General features: G+C 58.8%; 15 protein-coding genes and 1 pseudogene. 3 read left to right on the top strand and 13 right to left on the bottom strand.

Going from position 1 to position 14935, the window contains the following annotated elements; translation table 11 throughout:
- Positions 1 to 10: 10 nt before the first annotated feature.
- Positions 11 to 532: a hypothetical protein gene (locus JNB71_RS15575; RefSeq protein ID WP_220372700.1), complete on the bottom strand. Its 522-nt coding sequence runs from the start codon at positions 530 to 532 to the stop codon at positions 11 to 13.
- Positions 533 to 1110: 578 nt separating this feature from the next.
- On the opposite strand from JNB71_RS15575, the gene JNB71_RS24740 reads away from it, so the two are divergent.
- A complete protein-coding gene (locus JNB71_RS24740) occupies positions 1111 to 1524 on the top strand; it encodes a hypothetical protein (RefSeq protein WP_346657276.1) in 414 nt (137 codons plus the stop codon).
- A 192-nt stretch (positions 1525 to 1716) separates the two neighbouring features.
- On the opposite strand, the gene JNB71_RS15565 is transcribed toward JNB71_RS24740, so the two are convergent.
- The 9 genes and pseudogenes from JNB71_RS15565 to JNB71_RS15525 form a co-directional block, all read right to left on the bottom strand.
- The gene (locus tag JNB71_RS15565) at positions 1717 to 1965 is read right to left on the bottom strand and encodes a hypothetical protein (protein ID WP_220372699.1); all 249 of its coding nucleotides are present in this window, start codon (positions 1963 to 1965) and stop codon (positions 1717 to 1719) included.
- Between the two features lie 80 nt (positions 1966 to 2045).
- Positions 2046 to 2786, bottom strand: coding sequence for a TfuA-like protein (locus JNB71_RS15560; protein ID WP_220372698.1), 741 nt, complete (start codon positions 2784 to 2786; stop codon positions 2046 to 2048).
- On the bottom strand, positions 2783 to 3967 hold the full coding sequence (locus JNB71_RS15555; protein ID WP_220372697.1) for a YcaO-like family protein: 1185 nt from the start codon (positions 3965 to 3967) through the stop codon (positions 2783 to 2785). The genes JNB71_RS15560 and JNB71_RS15555 overlap by 4 nt, the downstream gene beginning before the upstream one ends.
- A complete protein-coding gene (locus tag JNB71_RS15550; protein ID WP_220372696.1) occupies positions 3967 to 4182 on the bottom strand; it encodes a hypothetical protein in 216 nt (71 codons plus the stop codon). The genes JNB71_RS15555 and JNB71_RS15550 overlap by 1 nt, the downstream gene beginning before the upstream one ends.
- Positions 4183 to 4207: 25 nt before the next feature.
- Positions 4208 to 6010: a peptide antibiotic resistance protein gene (locus tag JNB71_RS15545; RefSeq protein ID WP_220372695.1), complete on the bottom strand. Its 1803-nt coding sequence runs from the start codon at positions 6008 to 6010 to the stop codon at positions 4208 to 4210.
- 5 nt (positions 6011 to 6015) lie between these two features.
- Positions 6016 to 6450, bottom strand: coding sequence for a helix-turn-helix domain-containing protein (locus JNB71_RS15540; RefSeq protein ID WP_220372694.1), 435 nt, complete (start codon positions 6448 to 6450; stop codon positions 6016 to 6018).
- A gap of 402 nt (positions 6451 to 6852) precedes the next feature.
- Positions 6853 to 7924 (bottom strand): annotated as a pseudogene (locus tag JNB71_RS15535) (tyrosine-type recombinase/integrase).
- A 148-nt stretch (positions 7925 to 8072) separates the two neighbouring features.
- Complete coding sequence (locus JNB71_RS15530) at positions 8073 to 8495, bottom strand: type II toxin-antitoxin system VapC family toxin (protein WP_220372693.1); 423 nt, start codon at positions 8493 to 8495, stop codon at positions 8073 to 8075.
- Positions 8492 to 8740: a type II toxin-antitoxin system Phd/YefM family antitoxin gene (locus JNB71_RS15525; protein WP_220372692.1), complete on the bottom strand. Its 249-nt coding sequence runs from the start codon at positions 8738 to 8740 to the stop codon at positions 8492 to 8494. The genes JNB71_RS15530 and JNB71_RS15525 overlap by 4 nt, the downstream gene beginning before the upstream one ends.
- Before the next feature lie 193 nt (positions 8741 to 8933).
- Here JNB71_RS15525 and JNB71_RS15520 point away from each other — a divergent pair, with 193 nt between their 5' ends.
- Entirely contained in the window at positions 8934 to 9179 is a 246-nt protein-coding gene (locus tag JNB71_RS15520; protein WP_220372691.1) for a hypothetical protein, read from the top strand.
- Here JNB71_RS15520 and JNB71_RS15515 read toward each other — a convergent pair.
- Both JNB71_RS15515 and JNB71_RS15510 read right to left on the bottom strand, forming a co-directional pair.
- On the bottom strand, positions 9126 to 10067 hold the full coding sequence (locus JNB71_RS15515) for an alpha/beta hydrolase (protein WP_220372690.1): 942 nt from the start codon (positions 10065 to 10067) through the stop codon (positions 9126 to 9128). The genes JNB71_RS15520 and JNB71_RS15515 overlap by 54 nt on opposite strands.
- A 32-nt stretch (positions 10068 to 10099) precedes the next feature.
- The gene (locus JNB71_RS15510) at positions 10100 to 10639 is read right to left on the bottom strand and encodes a helix-turn-helix domain-containing protein (RefSeq protein WP_220372689.1); all 540 of its coding nucleotides are present in this window, start codon (positions 10637 to 10639) and stop codon (positions 10100 to 10102) included.
- Positions 10640 to 10865: 226 nt separating this feature from the next.
- On the opposite strand from JNB71_RS15510, the gene JNB71_RS15505 reads away from it, so the two are divergent.
- On the top strand, positions 10866 to 13559 hold the full coding sequence (locus JNB71_RS15505) for an ATP-binding protein (protein WP_220372688.1): 2694 nt from the start codon (positions 10866 to 10868) through the stop codon (positions 13557 to 13559).
- A gap of 383 nt (positions 13560 to 13942) precedes the next feature.
- Here JNB71_RS15505 and JNB71_RS15500 read toward each other — a convergent pair whose 3' ends face one another.
- On the bottom strand, positions 13943 to 14875 hold the full coding sequence (locus JNB71_RS15500; RefSeq protein ID WP_220372687.1) for a LysR family transcriptional regulator: 933 nt from the start codon (positions 14873 to 14875) through the stop codon (positions 13943 to 13945).
- Between the last annotated feature and the right edge of the window lie 60 nt (positions 14876 to 14935).

Raw genomic sequence — 14935 nt, 5'->3', positions numbered from 1 at the left:
TCGCCTTATCTCAAGAATGCCTGGTTTGCCGCTGCACAAGTGAGATTTCGTACAAGCCTCTGTGCAACCCACGACATTTGTAACAACATCCATTCCTTCTCCGCTCTGCAAGAAGCGCCTTGCAGAGCGGGAGAAGAAATTTTGTTTTTTCCGCCAATGTCTTGATCTTGCTGGCGTCAAGCTTGCTGACGAACTCTGTTGAGTGTTCCTCACGCAGGTGACGAGAGACGTCCCGCCACGCTTCCTGCCCCGCCAGGATCGCGGCGAGCCGGCCGTGGATCGTCAGGTCCGCCGATTTGTCATCCTTCGAAGGCGCGATGACCACCTTCTGAATGACCTGCCGGGCGATCGATATCCAGGCCTCATCCGCTGGGTTCTCTCGCGTGGCCAGCATGTTCCTGACCGCGGCGATCGCGCTCGTCAGAATTCCGCCGTTGAGGGGAGGCGGCATTGGCGCAGGGATGGAGGTTGCCGGGAGAGTGATCAGCCGTCCGGTCAGGGCCAAGCGCTGCTGTTCCAGTTCATCGAGCATCTGATCGAGCGCCGGGATCGCTGGGTGGCCGGCTACCTGGACGGTCGGCGATCTTCTCACCGATGGCCCGTTGTTTTGTCTTTGTCGTGTGATCTCGGAGCGGAGCCGCGGTTCCGCGGGCACGCGCTCCGGCCGCGTGTTACGGCTGAGGCGATGTGGCGGTTGATTCTATCGAGATTGTCCGCTCCAAGATTGTCCGGCACAGCTGCGATGATCCGCTCCTCCAGCTCAAACCGGCTGATGGTCTTGTTGTTGGTGCAGACGATCCGCCGAGATGTTCGATCGGCAACTTCTTTTGCCCGTTGGTGCAGCCGTAGCGGTCCTTGGCCATGATCGCATAGGGACCGAGGCAGTGCGCGCATTCCAGGATGCCGCTCAGCAGGTATTGCGGCCGCCGGTGCGCCTTGTTCAGCCGGTTCCTTGTTGTCCGGGAAAAGCTCTTCTCGACCTCCATCTGCCGCCGCTTGACCGCCGTCCAGAGCTCGTAAATCAGAGTCGCGGAGGTGAAAAAGTGGGCATGACCATGAGAGGACACAGCTCGCGGGATTCCCAACCGATGTCGGCCAAGAAGCGGGGATGTGACCCATGCGCGGCACGCAAATGATGGACGGTCAGGCCGATCTCGCCATAAGTTCCCTGCGCTCGATCACCACCTTCACGAGGGCGTGCGCCGCCAGAACGGGCGACTGATCGCTGTCCTCGATAATGAGAAGGCCCGGTCCTGCGCCCTCAGGAGCGATATCCAGTCGTTCGCCGGGGATGATCGCCACGGGTTTTCCGTCTTCCAGAAATGTTTTGATCAAGGGACCTGGGCCGCGATTGTGCGCTTCCCACACGGAGCCGGAAAAGCCGACGCAGAAAGCGGCATCGAACCGCTGGCGGATTTCAACAAACTGCACGGCCAAAAACTCATTGCTCTGCCTGGCGTACGCCAAACAAGAACCTTCTTCGTCATGAAAGAGGTTAAGGAGAATGCGCGGCTGCCGTTCTGATCCACGAGGGCGCAGCCCTTCATGTTCTTGAACCCGAAATAACGACGGCCGGACGCATGGGTTGCCGCTTCCTGATGAGGGCTCGGAACAATCCCACGGCTCTTGCGAGACCTAGTGATGTCCGGTCAGCGAGCCACTCTCTTGATAGCGCTCTGCCAGACCGTCCGGCAAGATCTCGACCACGGTTTGGAGCTATTGCCGTTTGATCCCCTCCTTAAAATAGGACGCGATTTCGTGCGAAACATCGGCGCGATGACGCAGTTCCTTAGCAATCTGCTCAAGTGCCAGGTCGAGGCAATAGACCGTCTGCTCCGCCTCGAGAAGCACGGCACTTTCTCTGGCAAAAACGACAAGGCGGGCTATGGCATGGAATTCTTCAATCTGGGCTTCCGCCGACACCTTCAGCTCCGAGAACGGGATGGTGGTTTGATGGGTCGTCATTTCTGGCTCCGCAACGATAATGTTGCGTTGATCCTAGACACAGCGGATGGAAACTTCGCGTGACACAGGCGTGACACACTTCAAGATAGATTGCCGGGCCGGCGTTCCACGGAATGTTGTTTAACCATTTCATTCCAAAGGGTTGTTCGCTGGAATTGCCATTCCAGCTTGGCTGTCGGCCGAATGTCAGAGAGGCGTGACATCACTGACAGAAGCGCGATCGCATCGGCGCGCTTCTGATTGACGGCCAGGTGCCGAAGAGCCGCGACAATGGAAGATCTTCTCTCCTCGTCTATACCATCTAAACGCTCAAGCACGGATCGCCACGTACGATCCTTGAAGAAGATTGAGCGGGCAATCGCGTTGAGACGGTCGGCTTCGCTGCAACTGACGACCTGCCTGTCGACCAGGGCCTCGAGCGTTGCAGAAACGTTCACCAAGGGCTCGCTGAGGGAAAGCCAGCCGAGTTCGGCCGGGCCATGGAGCTGGGCCACATCCGAATCGTCTTGGCGGTTTCCGTCTTTATAGTCCTGGAAAATCTTGCCCACACCGATCATGCCGAACAGATGGCATTCCGCAGCCCTCAATGCGCCCATGCTGGCTGCCCCGAGAAGCGTAACGCCAGCGCTGAGCGCATACAGGATCTCCTTATGCCAGACCGGAGCGGTATATTCGAAGCCTCCGTCAACGATACCGATGACAGAGGCACCTTCCTCCACAGCTTGAAAGACGTCCCCCTGGATAGCCGGACCGCGGACAACGATATCACCGGCGCGCTTGCCTGCATCGGGCAATGTCGGGCCAACAAACAGTATTTTCATCCGAACGACCCTTTGGACAGGGCACGCGCGCCAAATCTCTGTGCGCGGCCGCCTTCGGGATTCTCTAACTCTGGTGCAAGCACTTTTACCACCGCAAACGGCCACGCAGGATCAGTAAGCGGCACGGCGATGATTGGTCCAAGCCCCATGCGCCTTAAGACATCAACGGTCGCTTTGAGGCCGCCACCCACCTGGCTTTTGAAATCGTCTCGACACACAGTGCCAGGATGCGCTCTCAACAGATGGCGCGTTTCCTCAGCCAGTGGTTGGCGATAGACCGAAGGATAGATATCGTCCCTGCCGCCGCTAATAAAGGTCATGCGAGATTGTGCCGCTTCGGTAATCGCGCGCGAGATAGCCTTTTGAACTGACGGATGCGTTCCCGCTCCATAATTCACATCGACAAAACGGGGCCGCCGAGCGGAGAGCACCTCCCCAGGAGCGACGAGAGCCGTGAAGGAGGGGACACCAATATCGCTGGTGATATCGAACAACCGCAACACCAGGCCTGCCGTTTCGATACGAGCAGCCAGTGCCGTTGTATCGGCGCAGCCGAGAGATCGCGGGTCAATGCACGACGCTCGCCTTGCCTCGAACCTGGATACCTGCCAAAGCACATATGCGTCCCGCTCGATCCGCTCGTGCAGACCGTGGAACGTGGCCTCCTCCACAGTGTTTCCCGAAGCCAAGCCATCGGATGATTGCCAGTATCTGCAATCGCCCAGCGTCCGGTCGAGCATTACAGCTTCGAGCGGTACGTGGATCTCTTCACCGGAAATCAGCTCACGGCCAGCTACCCAATCGACATTTTCACCGTCGCCGGCTACCGTTTGACCGGGCGCAATGAGGTTGGGAAGTTTATGAAATCGCTTCCCGGCACTCTTGAGCGTGTGCGTCGTTGCCTGAAGAGTGTCGCAGTGTGGCGTCGAGGCGATGACCCGCTCCAACGCTTCCATTACAGCTGATGTCCTTGCTTCATCGTCGGTAACGCCCTTTCCCTGGGCGACGACTATCGATCTTGCATTGGGTGTGTACGCACACCAAACGGGAATGCCTATACGATCCAGATCTGTGTGCCGAGCCACGCGCGTGATGCCAAAATCCGAAAGGAGGCCTGAGACACGATGATAAGTCTCCGCCGGGCTACATACCCTGTCACGCCACCCCGATTTGCTCAGCATCAGGTATCAAAAAGTCCCGCCGACACCGATGATGCAGACGAGATGGCCACTGCGAAGTCGACGTCCTTGACCACCACACCGCCGGACGCGCGAAGCTGGTTGGCCGAGGCCAGAGCACCGGTAACGGTGTTGAGCGGAGTGACCGTCCCAGCATCAATGTCAGCAACATAAAGTGTCGGATCTCCCGGAAATCCTATAACGACTACCTTAGACATTCCATTTTTCTCCTTTGTTGAGGTTTCAGTATCCGGCTTTTACGAGACCTTCCCGATACATTTCCTTCTGCCATGGCTCTCTGATCGGCAGGACCGCGAGCCATTTCTGCAAATCGAACTGAGGGTTGGCCTCCTTGTCCTTCCTGCGATAGTGATGCGCACGCTTGGTGTCGCCGAGCATTGCGCAGCTTGCAGCCAACAGCCTGTAGGCGGACGGCTGGTTAGACATGCTCTGGATGCGGGAGATCGCTTTATCGAACGCACCGACGAAGTAACTCGCGCCAGCAGCGCACCAGAAATATTCATCGGGTCCCAGCGGATTGAGTGCGATGGCCTTGTCGATTTTTTCCAGGCCGTCTTTTGGGCGCGAAGCATGAATGAGCGAGTCGGCGAAGCTGTAGATCGCATCGGCATAATGTGGGCTCAACTCCTCGGCCCGGCTAAGCGCATCCAGACTTTCGTCGAGTTCGCCCAGGTACAGTTTCGCCACGCCAAGCTCCTTGAAACCGTAGGCGATTTCAGGATTACGCTCGATTGCAAAGCGGGCGCTTTCCTCCGCCTTCCTTAGCAACTCAGGATCGCCACGGGCAGTGAGAACCCATTCGAGCGAGTAGGTTTTGGCAAGGCCGCTATATGCATGAGAGAAATTGGCGTTCTGCTGCAGCGCCTCGCGGAATGTCTTTCGGGCGCCGCGCACCGATGGCAGGGTAAGCCGGCTCATTTGTTGCACGCCGAAAAGATATCGCTGATAAGCGTCAGGGTGGTATTCGTAATCGCTGAGGGCGCTTTCGTTGCGCTTTAGCTCGGCGAGAATTCGATCCGCGACGATCTCAGCCAACGCCTTTCGATGGGATGATAAAAGCCCGCGCGCGATTTCGAAGCGATCGGCGTAGATCACATTGTCCGAGGGGACGAAGATGATTTGAACGACGAGGCCTTCACCCGTCAACTTCGTATCGACCACATAGGAAACGTCGTATCTTTCGAGGAGCAAGAGCTTGTCGTCGCTCGCTCGAATGCGTTCTGCCGTGTAGGGCGCAACGATCGACAGGCCGCGCAAGGCACAAAGGCCTATCGCGACATCGTCAATCAATGCACTGGCCGTGGGAAGATCCAGTTGTGAGGCGTAAACTCCAATTGGCGGCAGAAGCGCAACCCGTGGCTGCTTCGGCGACTGGAACGGGCGTTCCGTACCGACCACCGCTATCGCACCGGCAGACTGGCTTTTCCCCTCCACCACGCGAGGGGAGGCACCCATTTTCGAGCCGATCGAAAGGGTGCTCCGCACCAGTTGGTCGTCCGGAAAGCGTTCAAGGATGTAAAAAGCTGCTTGTCGTCTCGCCGCGACTTCCACCGAGGTCGCTGTATTGGCCGACATTTCAAGCAGCCGAGCACGCATCAGCTCGAGTTGCCTCTGACGCTGTTCCTTCAGCCAGCGACCAGATAGACCGTCGGCTTCATTCGTGTCGGCAAGAAACGTCCGATTGATCAAATCGACGAGAGACGACAAGGGTGTTTCTGCTGGGTGTGTCGCATCGAAGGCGTCTGCGTCGCAGACGAGTTGTTTACGATCGAGGGAAATATGTGTCGGTGAAAACGTCAACAACGAACCGTGCGGCCTCAGACGCGATATCAACTTCCTGAGATTCGTAAATGCAACAGCTCGGTGGTCGTTGCCCCACAGAAATTCCGCAGCTTCCTCACGGCTGATTTCAGCGGATGCGCTCGTCGCGAGGTAGGCAATCAGCAACAGTCCCTTACGAGGATACTTAGCCTCGTCTCCTGCAGCGTCGAGCAGGCGCAGCCTACCAAATGTCTGCAAGAACACGTTGCTCACCTAAGGACGTTGGTTGAATGGGGCGCCGCATCTGCAATTTGAATGCCAATGTCATCGGCGCCCGCCAGCGCCTTGGTCAGGGTAATGATAGTTTGCCGGACCTTCTTACTTTTGATCGACGTGAAGGCTCGATTAAGGGTCACTCCATCGCGCGAAAGGAGGAATGTCCCAATTTCGTCAACCTCTTGGAGATCCGGCGCCGACTGCTGATCCTGGAAGAAATAGGTTACCGGAACGCCCAAAACTGCTGCGGCCGCCTGCAATTTGCTCGCGCTGATCCGATTGGTACCCTTTTCATACTTCTGGATCTGCTGGAAGGTGATGCCCAAATGGTCTCCCAGCTTTTCCTGGCTCATTCCCAACACAAGGCGCCGCGACCTCAAGCGATTGCCAACGTGGATATCGATTTGATGTGGCGTGCCTTTTGCCATGCTAGTGCGCTCCCTGACGTGAAGAATTCAATCATGCGTTGACTCGCACCATGACAACTTCTTTCCAGAATGCAACAAACACTTGACTGGCCGGGATTACAAACGTCCAGGAAGCCCAGGCCGAGGGCACTCCTTCTGTTCAATTTTGCTCTAAGCCCGCCAGAATCACTCTGGTGTGGGCAAACCTCGATCTCTCCCACCGCCCTTTAGATGCTACACACCGTGGGAAACCTCTGAATCCGGAACATCAGCGAGATGGTTTGACTATCTCGCTGAGCACCGCGAGCGTCTCGTTCGTTCCTCGGCTTGCAGCCCGTTCGCGTTCGGGCCAACAGCTGCCATCGTTATTGACCTCGCCACCGATTTTGTAACGATCTCATTCCCGCGGAAAGGGAGGGTCTCTTAAAGCCCTGATGCGTTGGTGAGATTTGTGCGAAAACGGTCGCGCCGCCGCTGATACTTGCGCGTCATCTCGGCCGAGGCGTGGCCCAGCTGCTTTTGCACATAACGCTCCTCTATGTCGGCCGAGGAGGCAAGGCCGGCCCGCAGCGAGTGACCTGAGAACAGCAGGGCCCGTTCGGCTTCGGGCAGATCGGAGCGGACGCCGGCGGCGAGAGCGGTCTGCTTGACCAGGCGGGCGACATGCTTGTCGGAGAGCCGTTCGACGCCACTGGCGATGCGGCCAAAGCGGATCCAGCTTTCGAGGGCGGCGACCGGGCAGGCCTGCTCGGCGGCGCCGCGACCGACCTCGACCTCACGCCAGCCGGTCTTGCCGCGCAGCGTCAGCAGCACGCCCTCCGGAAAGATCTCGATCCAGCCACGGCCGTCGCTGTGGTTCCCATCCAGATGGTCGTCGCGCACGACGTCGAGGCCGACGATCTCGGAGCGCCGCAGGCCGCCGGCGAAGCCCAGCAGCAGGATGGCCCGGTCGCGCAGACCCCTGAGATCATGGCCGAGCGTGTTGACCATCGCCTTGATGTCGTCGCCGAGCACGGCTTCCTTCTGCCGTGGCGGCTTTGCATGCTTGCGGCGAATGCCGGCGAGCACCGTGGCGATATGCCGATCGGCGCGATCCATCGGCACGCCGCGCTGGCTAAAGTTCCAGGCGAGGCCGGAAAGCCGCCGCTCGATCGTCGCGACCGAGAGGGCAGGGGCATTGCGCTTCCGATCGCCGGCCGCACTGCCTGCGGCAGGCGCCGATATAGAGGCCGATAACCTGGCTCGACGGCGGCAGCGGCTCAAAACCTTCCCGGCGGCACCAGGCGGTGAAATGCGAAAAATCCTTGGCATAGGCGCTGCGGGTGTTGTCGGAGCTCGCGGCGTTGGCGTAGGCCGTCGCGGTTTCGACGAGGGCCTCCAGCCGCGGCGGGACACGGGACGTCGGCCCGGGGGCGACTGTCGCCTGCGGCGCGGGAAGTGAGACGGCCGTCTCAATTACGCGATCGACGCTGTCGGAAAGATCGCCATCGGCGATTTCGTCGATTCGTGTTTGCCAGGGGATTATGCATGGTTCGGGAGGCTATCAGCCTATGTCCGATAAGGCAAGCTTATCGGACATCTCGAGACGACGACGGGCGGTGCGGTAATATTGTCCTAAAGTGTTTAAACCGCACCCTGCGAAATCAACCCAGCCAGGGATCGACGATGATTGCGCCTGTTCCCTCGAAGTCTTTGACGTTGCGGGTGACCACTGTGAGCCCATGAACGAGGGCTGTCGCCGCAATCAAAGCATCGACTTCATTGCGCCGATCGGGAATGTGCAGATGGGCGCAGCGTGTCGCGATGGCATCGTCGATGGGAACGATGCGGCCGGCAAATTCTGGCCGGACATGACTGTCGAGCCAGGTCCGCAACCGCGCGCCTTGGCGAGCATCGCGCCGCTGCACGCCAAGGATACCCCGCTCCAGCTCCAGGATGGTGATCGCCGAGAGGAAGAAAGATGCCGCATCTTCCCGACCGACCCAGTCGACGACATTGGCGTCGGCCTTGCCGTCACCGATCTTTCGTAGTTCCGAGACGACATTGGTATCGAGCAAATAGGTCAAGACAGATCCACCGCGCGCGAAACAATCTCAACACGCTCCGGCGAAAAATCGATTTCGGAAAGCCCGGGCATGGCCAGGGCCTCGACCAGGCTGCGGCGCTTTCCGGAGAGACGCTTGAAGTCGTCGTAGGTCATCAGCACGTGCGACGGCTTACCCCGGTCGGTGATGATCACAGGTCCGTTTTGCGCGGCTTTCTTGGCGCTGCTGACATCATGATTGAGTTCACGGCTTGTGAGGGTGGACATGGCACGGCACTCCCATGTAGGTATGTACCTACATATAGCACCAATCGGGGCCGATACAAGACTAGACGCTACAGGATGGCGACTCGCCCGGGAATGGATGGCGCACCGCTCCAATTTCAGTTACCGGTCGTTACGCAGCAGCGTTTCCCGCACTCGCCATATCGGCGTCTTGCGGATATGACCGTCGAGATTGGTGTCGAGGACGGCAATCCGGCTCCGCCACAGCCTGCGTCTCGAAGCCGCCCATCGCCTCAAGCGCGATCGCATCGGCGTCGATGGTCTTCAACCGGCCGATCAGTTCATCGATGCCGGCATCGTCATCGCGGACAGCGAAAGCCTCACCCTCGCACCTTGGCTTTTCAACCGCCCGACGCGCCACGCGGGGTCACCGCGCGAAAGCGCTCTTCAAAGCCGCTACGGCATACGAAACGGCTCCTAGTGCGGCGGGGGTATCTGCCAGCGGGTCCAGTACTGCAAAATCATGGATCGTGCCCAGGAACCTTACCGCGCTCACTCTTACTCCGGCCTGCATCAGTTTACGCGCATAGGCCTCACCTTCATCTCTAGCCACGTCGTTTTCAGCCGTCATGATCAATGTTGGCGGCATCCCTTCAAGGCTGCGAATGGACGCGTCCTTTGGGGACGGTACGTGCACGCTAGCCAATGGTGCAAGCTCGTCAAAAAACTGCGACATCAGCTTTTCTGTCATCCAGGGTCCTTCGGCGAAGGACTGGTAAGACAGTGTGTCAAACTTGTCGGAGAGGGCAGGATTGAAGAGGATCTGGAGCAAGATCACGGGACCGCTGCGGTCTTTCGCCATCATGCACAGCGACGCAGCAATGTTTCCGCCAATGCCGTCCCCAGCGACAGCTATACGGGTCGGGTCCAGTCCCATCGACCGGCTTATTTCGATAACGCCGCAAAGAGCGCTATAGGCCACCTCGACCCTCGTGCCGAAATCTCCCTCGCTGACGTCTACGCAAAGCACTGCGACGCCACCACCTGCCGCAAGGTCGCGGCAGAGTCGTTCACCGTTGAGCGGGCCCTGTTCTTTACGCCCGCTCGAGCAGTAGAAGAGAAGGATTGGGCAGGGGGACGGCGCTAATCCAAGGGGCAGCATCAGACGCCCGCTTGCTTGATATTGCTCGCGTGGGAAATTGAGATCGTGGACGCTCGCAAGGGGTGCATCACAATCCTCCTGCAGGTCATGGAAACGACCTCTCAACTCATCAATGTCCTTGGCGGGACCAGAGTACCGGTCCAAGAATTCCTGTGTCAAAGTGTCGAGGACCGGGTTGGAGGAGGCGGATGTAATGTGAAGAGCCATATCGGACTTCGCTATACTTGAGGGGTTCTGGTTCATTCAGCGGGGGCGAAATGAGTGCGGCGCCAGTGGCTTGGAGTTTCGCCAGTCGACTGTCGGAAAAGCCGCGAGAAGTGAGCCTGATCGGCCAAGCCTACTTCGAGCGCGATCTGCGCGAGAGGTTCGTTCGTCTCCGCCAGAAGCGCCTTCGAGCGCTCGACTCGCATCTGCTGCACGTAGGCATGAGGAGTGACGCCGAAGCTTTGACGGAATGTCTTGGAGAAGTGGCTAACGCTAAGTCGGCAGACGGCAGCCAGATCTTCGCAACGTATCGTCTCGGAGAGATTGCACTTGATGTACTGGATGGCCCGCTTCATCTGCCAGGGGGCCAGGCCACCCATCGCGTTCTCTTTCGGCTCCGAGCGAAGGAGCGCCCGGGCCTTAGCAAGGCAGGCGCGCACCGCTTCAATGTCGCGATCCACCTCGACGTTCGCCTGTTCCAGAAGCTGCTTGATGCTGGAGGCTATGCCGTCGGGAAGATCGGAGAGAGAGACAGGAGAGATGGGACCAGTTTCCGTAACGCGGTAAAAAGACATTGAGAACTCCTTTCGGTCGGTTGGAACGGCAATCGCCTTGTCGATGACCAACTTCTAACCCAGGCCTCGTTCGGAGCGTGACTTAAGCTTTGTGAAGAGTTGCAAAGGGGCTTAATGGCGCTTTGCGTGGCGGCGAGGAGCGCCGGGAACGAAAAACAGGAATCTCTTGGAAGACGGCGCTTCTCGTTGTTGCTAAAAGGATCTGACAGAAGATCGCCCCTCTCTAATGATGGCCATGCAAGACAGCACCTTCACCTTCGACAGATTTACCCTCTCCATTTCGAAACGATCTCTCTTCGCTGACGGCGAGCCCGTCCGCCTAGGCGCCCGTGCGCTGGAGTTGCTGATCTTGCTCGTGGAGAAAGCCGGAGAGCTGGTCACAAAAGAGCAGTTGATGCAGCGGGCATGGCCTGACGCGACGGTCGATGAGAATGCAATGAGGGTTCACTTGTCCGCGCTGAGAAAGGTCCTTGGCGAAACAGCGGACGGTATCAGCTTTATCCAGAACGAGACTGGGCGCGGATACCGGTGGGTGATTCCGGTCTCTGTCGCGGGGGCGCAAGCTGCTCCGGTTCCGACAGCTTCTCCTCGACCTTCATACTTCTTGCCGGCAAGCCTGGGCCGGATCATCGGCCGTGATGAGGTGGTTCACGGATTATCCGAGCTCTTTCCTGATCGGCGACTTGTCACAATCGCCGGTCCGGGCGGGATCGGAAAGACAACTGTCGCTCTGGCTGTTGCTCACCGGGTGGCGAACGAGCAAAAGATCGCTGGCTGTTTCATTGACCTGGCCCCCCTGGCCAGCGGCACCCTCGTCGTCTCGGCGCTTTCCAGTCAGTTGGGCATCGCGGTCTCGGGCAGTGCCGAGCAGGCGATTGTTGCGGCGCTTGCGGACGAGACTGTCCTTATTGTCTTCGATAATTGCGAGCACGTCGTCGACGCTGTGGCGCGACTGGCTGAAACCATCCTGCAGGGCGCGCTGGGTGTGAACATCCTGGTCACAAGCCGCGAACCTCTCAGAGCCGCTGGAGAATCGATCTTCCGCCTGCAGACGCTAGAAGTACCCGCATACGCAACCGGCATGACCACAAGGGAGGCTCGCGAGTTTTCTGCCGTCCAGCTATTCTGCAACAAGGCTGAAGCGAGTTCCAGCGGCTTCGAGCTCACCGATTCCGACGTCCCGGCGGTGCTGGACATCTGCAGCCGTCTCGACGGGATACCGCTGGCCTTGGAGATGGCCGCCTCGCGCATGGACCTTCTCAACGTGCAGGAAATGGCCCGGCGGCTAGATGATCGGTTCACCGTGCTCACGAGAGGTCGGCGAACTGCCATGCCGCGCCAGCAGACGCTTCGGGCTACACTGGATTGGAGCCACGAGCTACTATCCGACACAGAGAAGGCAGTCTTCAGACGCCTGTCTGTCTTCCGTTCTTCGTTCGAACTCGACTCGGCTATCGCAGTGTGTCTGGGGCCCGGTCTGGAAGATTTCGTCGTATTCGATGCCCTGACGGCCTTGGTCGAGAAATCCCTCGTGACGATGGATCGTCGCGATCGGTCTTCCCTTTACCGTCTGCTCGATACCACCCGCTTCTACGCAGCGGAGAAGCTCGGTAAGGGCGCCGAGTTCAACGAGACCATGCAACGGCACGGTCAGAAATGCTTGAAGCTGTTCTCGTCGGAGATCACGACCTGGGACGGTAAGAACCCAGCCCAATGGCTCGCCGTCAATAGCTGGCGGGTCGATGATCTCAGGGCGGTGTTCGACTGGGCGTTTACGTCGGGCGATCACAAACTTGGCCTGGATCTGGTCGTCGCGTCGGCGTCGATCTGGTTCCACCTCTCTTTGCCATCAGAATATCTTGCCATTGCCCGGAGGGCGATGGCATCCATTTCGGGGACTGATCTGGTAGGTTCGGCCGCGGAACTTGAACTACTGGCGACCTTTGGCCACGCCCTGTGGCACACGTCTGGACCGACCGAGGACATGAATGACGCCTTCAAGCGGGCGGTCGAAATCGCCGACGAGCTTGACCTTCAAGGTCATAAGCTTCGTGCCGTCTGGGGCTTGTGGGCACGGGCCATCTTGTTTGGGAATTATCACGAGAGCCTTTCCTTGGCTGAGGGATTCAAAGGCCCCGCGTACGATACCGGCGAACTTGCAAACATCCAGACCGCCGATCACATGCTCGCTCTTTCCCATCATTTCATCGGCAATCAGGAAGAGTCCCTCCGCCTCTTGATGAAGGTGATCGCAGGTGATGACGCACCGGTTCGAGCAAATCATACGAACCACGCGCAAGTTGATGGCAAGACCGCCGTACTTGCTCTTCTCATGCGCATAACTTGGTTGCAGGGCGACAGCGAGCGCGCGCTGGAGCTTGCCAAGGACTGCGCCGAGGACGCACTGGCCTTGGATCATGATCTGTCGATCTGCTACGGGCTAGCGATTGGATGTATCCCTGTGGCGATGTGGTGCGGTGAACGCGAATTGGCCGACGAGTGGAACCGCGATCTAGTACGGCGGGCAACAAAGCGTGGCCTCAGACATTGGCAGGCATGGTCGGACGGGTTTGCAGCGATACTGACTGGAACGAACGTGTTCCCCAGGGACGCGACAGCGATGCAAGCGGAAGTTTTCGCGTCGCTTACGCCTGCCGCATTGAGCGATGAGTTGCTCGAGAGACTTGAAACGAAAGGAAGCCTGTGGTGCGGGCCAGAATTCATGCGCATTGCTGCCATGCGGGCTGACTCCACGGCGGAAGCAAGCCGCGAAGCTCTTGAGTCAGCGCGCGCTATGGCCAAGCACCAGGGTGCTGTCGCGTGGGAGCGACGCATCGAGGCATTACGCGCCTCGGACGGCAACTTTCCCGTCGCTCGAAGGTATGCCGCGGTCCGCTCTGGTCAAGGAACAGAAGATTGATCGCTTGCCAGAGCGTACGTTTGACGGGATTTCAGCGACAGCTCGATGCACGATGGGAAGCGCAGGTTGACTGTGACAGTGTGCGGCTGCTCCGATGGCCCTGAGCTGCGCAAGTCGGCCGATGCCGGTTGAAAGACGCGCCGAAGATTGAGACGTACCCGCAAGATGAACCAGCGGCGTTTCCAATGGATGAGTGATCCTGCCGATCCACCGCGTCTGGTCCGAAGCTCTTCAACTGCTGCAAGACGGCGCACGGCACCGCGGAGGGGTGAGGACATCGTCACCTTATTTCAATTGGTTAGTTTCAAGTGGCCGGCGGGCCGCGGGTTCGCACCCCTTCAAGAGCGCCACCGGTGATTTTGGGAAGTCGCGCTTGCAAAAACTCAAGCCTGATCGAGTTGAACGTTGGATAGTTGCAGCCAAGGGGGGTTGTCGGCGTACATTTCGCGAATGAGCTGCTTGATCTCTTCGACCCTTCCCTTCGCATCGTCGCGCCTGAAACTCATGATGATCGGGGAGGTAGCGTTCTCGTCTTTTATGATACGGTAACACACGTCGTCGGGTCTTTGCCGCTGCGACGCCGCGGGAACGACGCATAAGCTTACCCCGGCCGCCACGATACCCAATGCCGTTTGAATTTCACGGACTTCTTCCACGCTCCCAGGTGAGATGCCTTGCTCCGTCAACATGTTGAGGATCTCGTCGGCAAAGCTCGGACGCGGCGCCGACGGATAGACGACCAGCGGCTCGCCGGCGAGTTCGGCAAGGGCAATCGGTTCAGTGGAAAGCGATTTTGGATGTCCCTTGGGGAAGGCGACGACCAGTCGCTCCTCTCGAAGCGTCAGCCTCTCGATCTCCCTATCGTTGAACCGGACCCTGCCGAAGCCGACATCGATCCGTCTCTCCTTGAGAGCAGTGACCTGCTCAATTGACATCATTTCCCGGATCTCGATGTCAAGATCCGGCCAGCGCTTGCGCATGCGGCGGACGAGGTCCGGGATGCCGCCATAAAGGGTCGAGCCGACGCAGCCGATGACGTAGCGCTCCCGCCGCGACAAGCCGATCTTGCGCGTCTGCTCGCGCATGTGCTCGGTCCGAGCGATGATCTGCCCGGCCTGCTCGTAGAAGAAGCGGCCGGCCTGCGTCAGATCGAGAGGACGGCTCGAGCGGTCGATCAGCGGAACACCGAGTTCGTCCTCCAATTGCTGGATCTGCCGGCTGAGGGGCGGCTGTGCAATATGCAGGGTTTCCGCGGCCCGCGAGAAGTTCCGTTCGCGTGCGACGGCAAGAAAGTAGCGCAGTTGCCTGAGCTCCATGATCATACCTTTCAGGTATCAAATCCAACTTTTATAGTTTTGGACTGATGCAAAAGTGGG

Source organism: Rhizobium herbae, from assembly GCF_019511375.1.
In the GTDB taxonomy this organism is placed as follows: Bacteria; Pseudomonadota; Alphaproteobacteria; order Rhizobiales; family Rhizobiaceae; genus Pararhizobium; species Pararhizobium herbae_A.
Note: the sequence above shows the minus strand (reverse complement) of the source record. Positions and strands in the feature narration are given on the sequence as shown.

Coding starts and splice junctions, on each gene's coding strand:
- JNB71_RS15555 (WP_220372697.1), bottom strand. CDS start 3,967: ATGCTGAGCAAATCGGGGTGGCGTGACAGGGTATGTAGCCCGGCGGAG.
- JNB71_RS15505 (WP_220372688.1), top strand. CDS start 10,866: ATGATGGCCATGCAAGACAGCACCTTCACCTTCGACAGATTTACCCTC.
- JNB71_RS15510 (WP_220372689.1), bottom strand. CDS start 10,639: ATGTCTTTTTACCGCGTTACGGAAACTGGTCCCATCTCTCCTGTCTCT.
- JNB71_RS15565 (WP_220372699.1), bottom strand. CDS start 1,965: ATGACGACCCATCAAACCACCATCCCGTTCTCGGAGCTGAAGGTGTCG.
- JNB71_RS15500 (WP_220372687.1), bottom strand. CDS start 14,875: ATGGAGCTCAGGCAACTGCGCTACTTTCTTGCCGTCGCACGCGAACGG.
- JNB71_RS15525 (WP_220372692.1), bottom strand. CDS start 8,740: ATGTCCACCCTCACAAGCCGTGAACTCAATCATGATGTCAGCAGCGCC.
- JNB71_RS15515 (WP_220372690.1), bottom strand. CDS start 10,067: ATGGCTCTTCACATTACATCCGCCTCCTCCAACCCGGTCCTCGACACT.
- JNB71_RS15550 (WP_220372696.1), bottom strand. CDS start 4,182: ATGTCTAAGGTAGTCGTTATAGGATTTCCGGGAGATCCGACACTTTAT.
- JNB71_RS15575 (WP_220372700.1), bottom strand. CDS start 532: ATGCTCGATGAACTGGAACAGCAGCGCTTGGCCCTGACCGGACGGCTG.
- JNB71_RS15540 (WP_220372694.1), bottom strand. CDS start 6,450: ATGGCAAAAGGCACGCCACATCAAATCGATATCCACGTTGGCAATCGC.
- JNB71_RS15560 (WP_220372698.1), bottom strand. CDS start 2,786: ATGAAAATACTGTTTGTTGGCCCGACATTGCCCGATGCAGGCAAGCGC.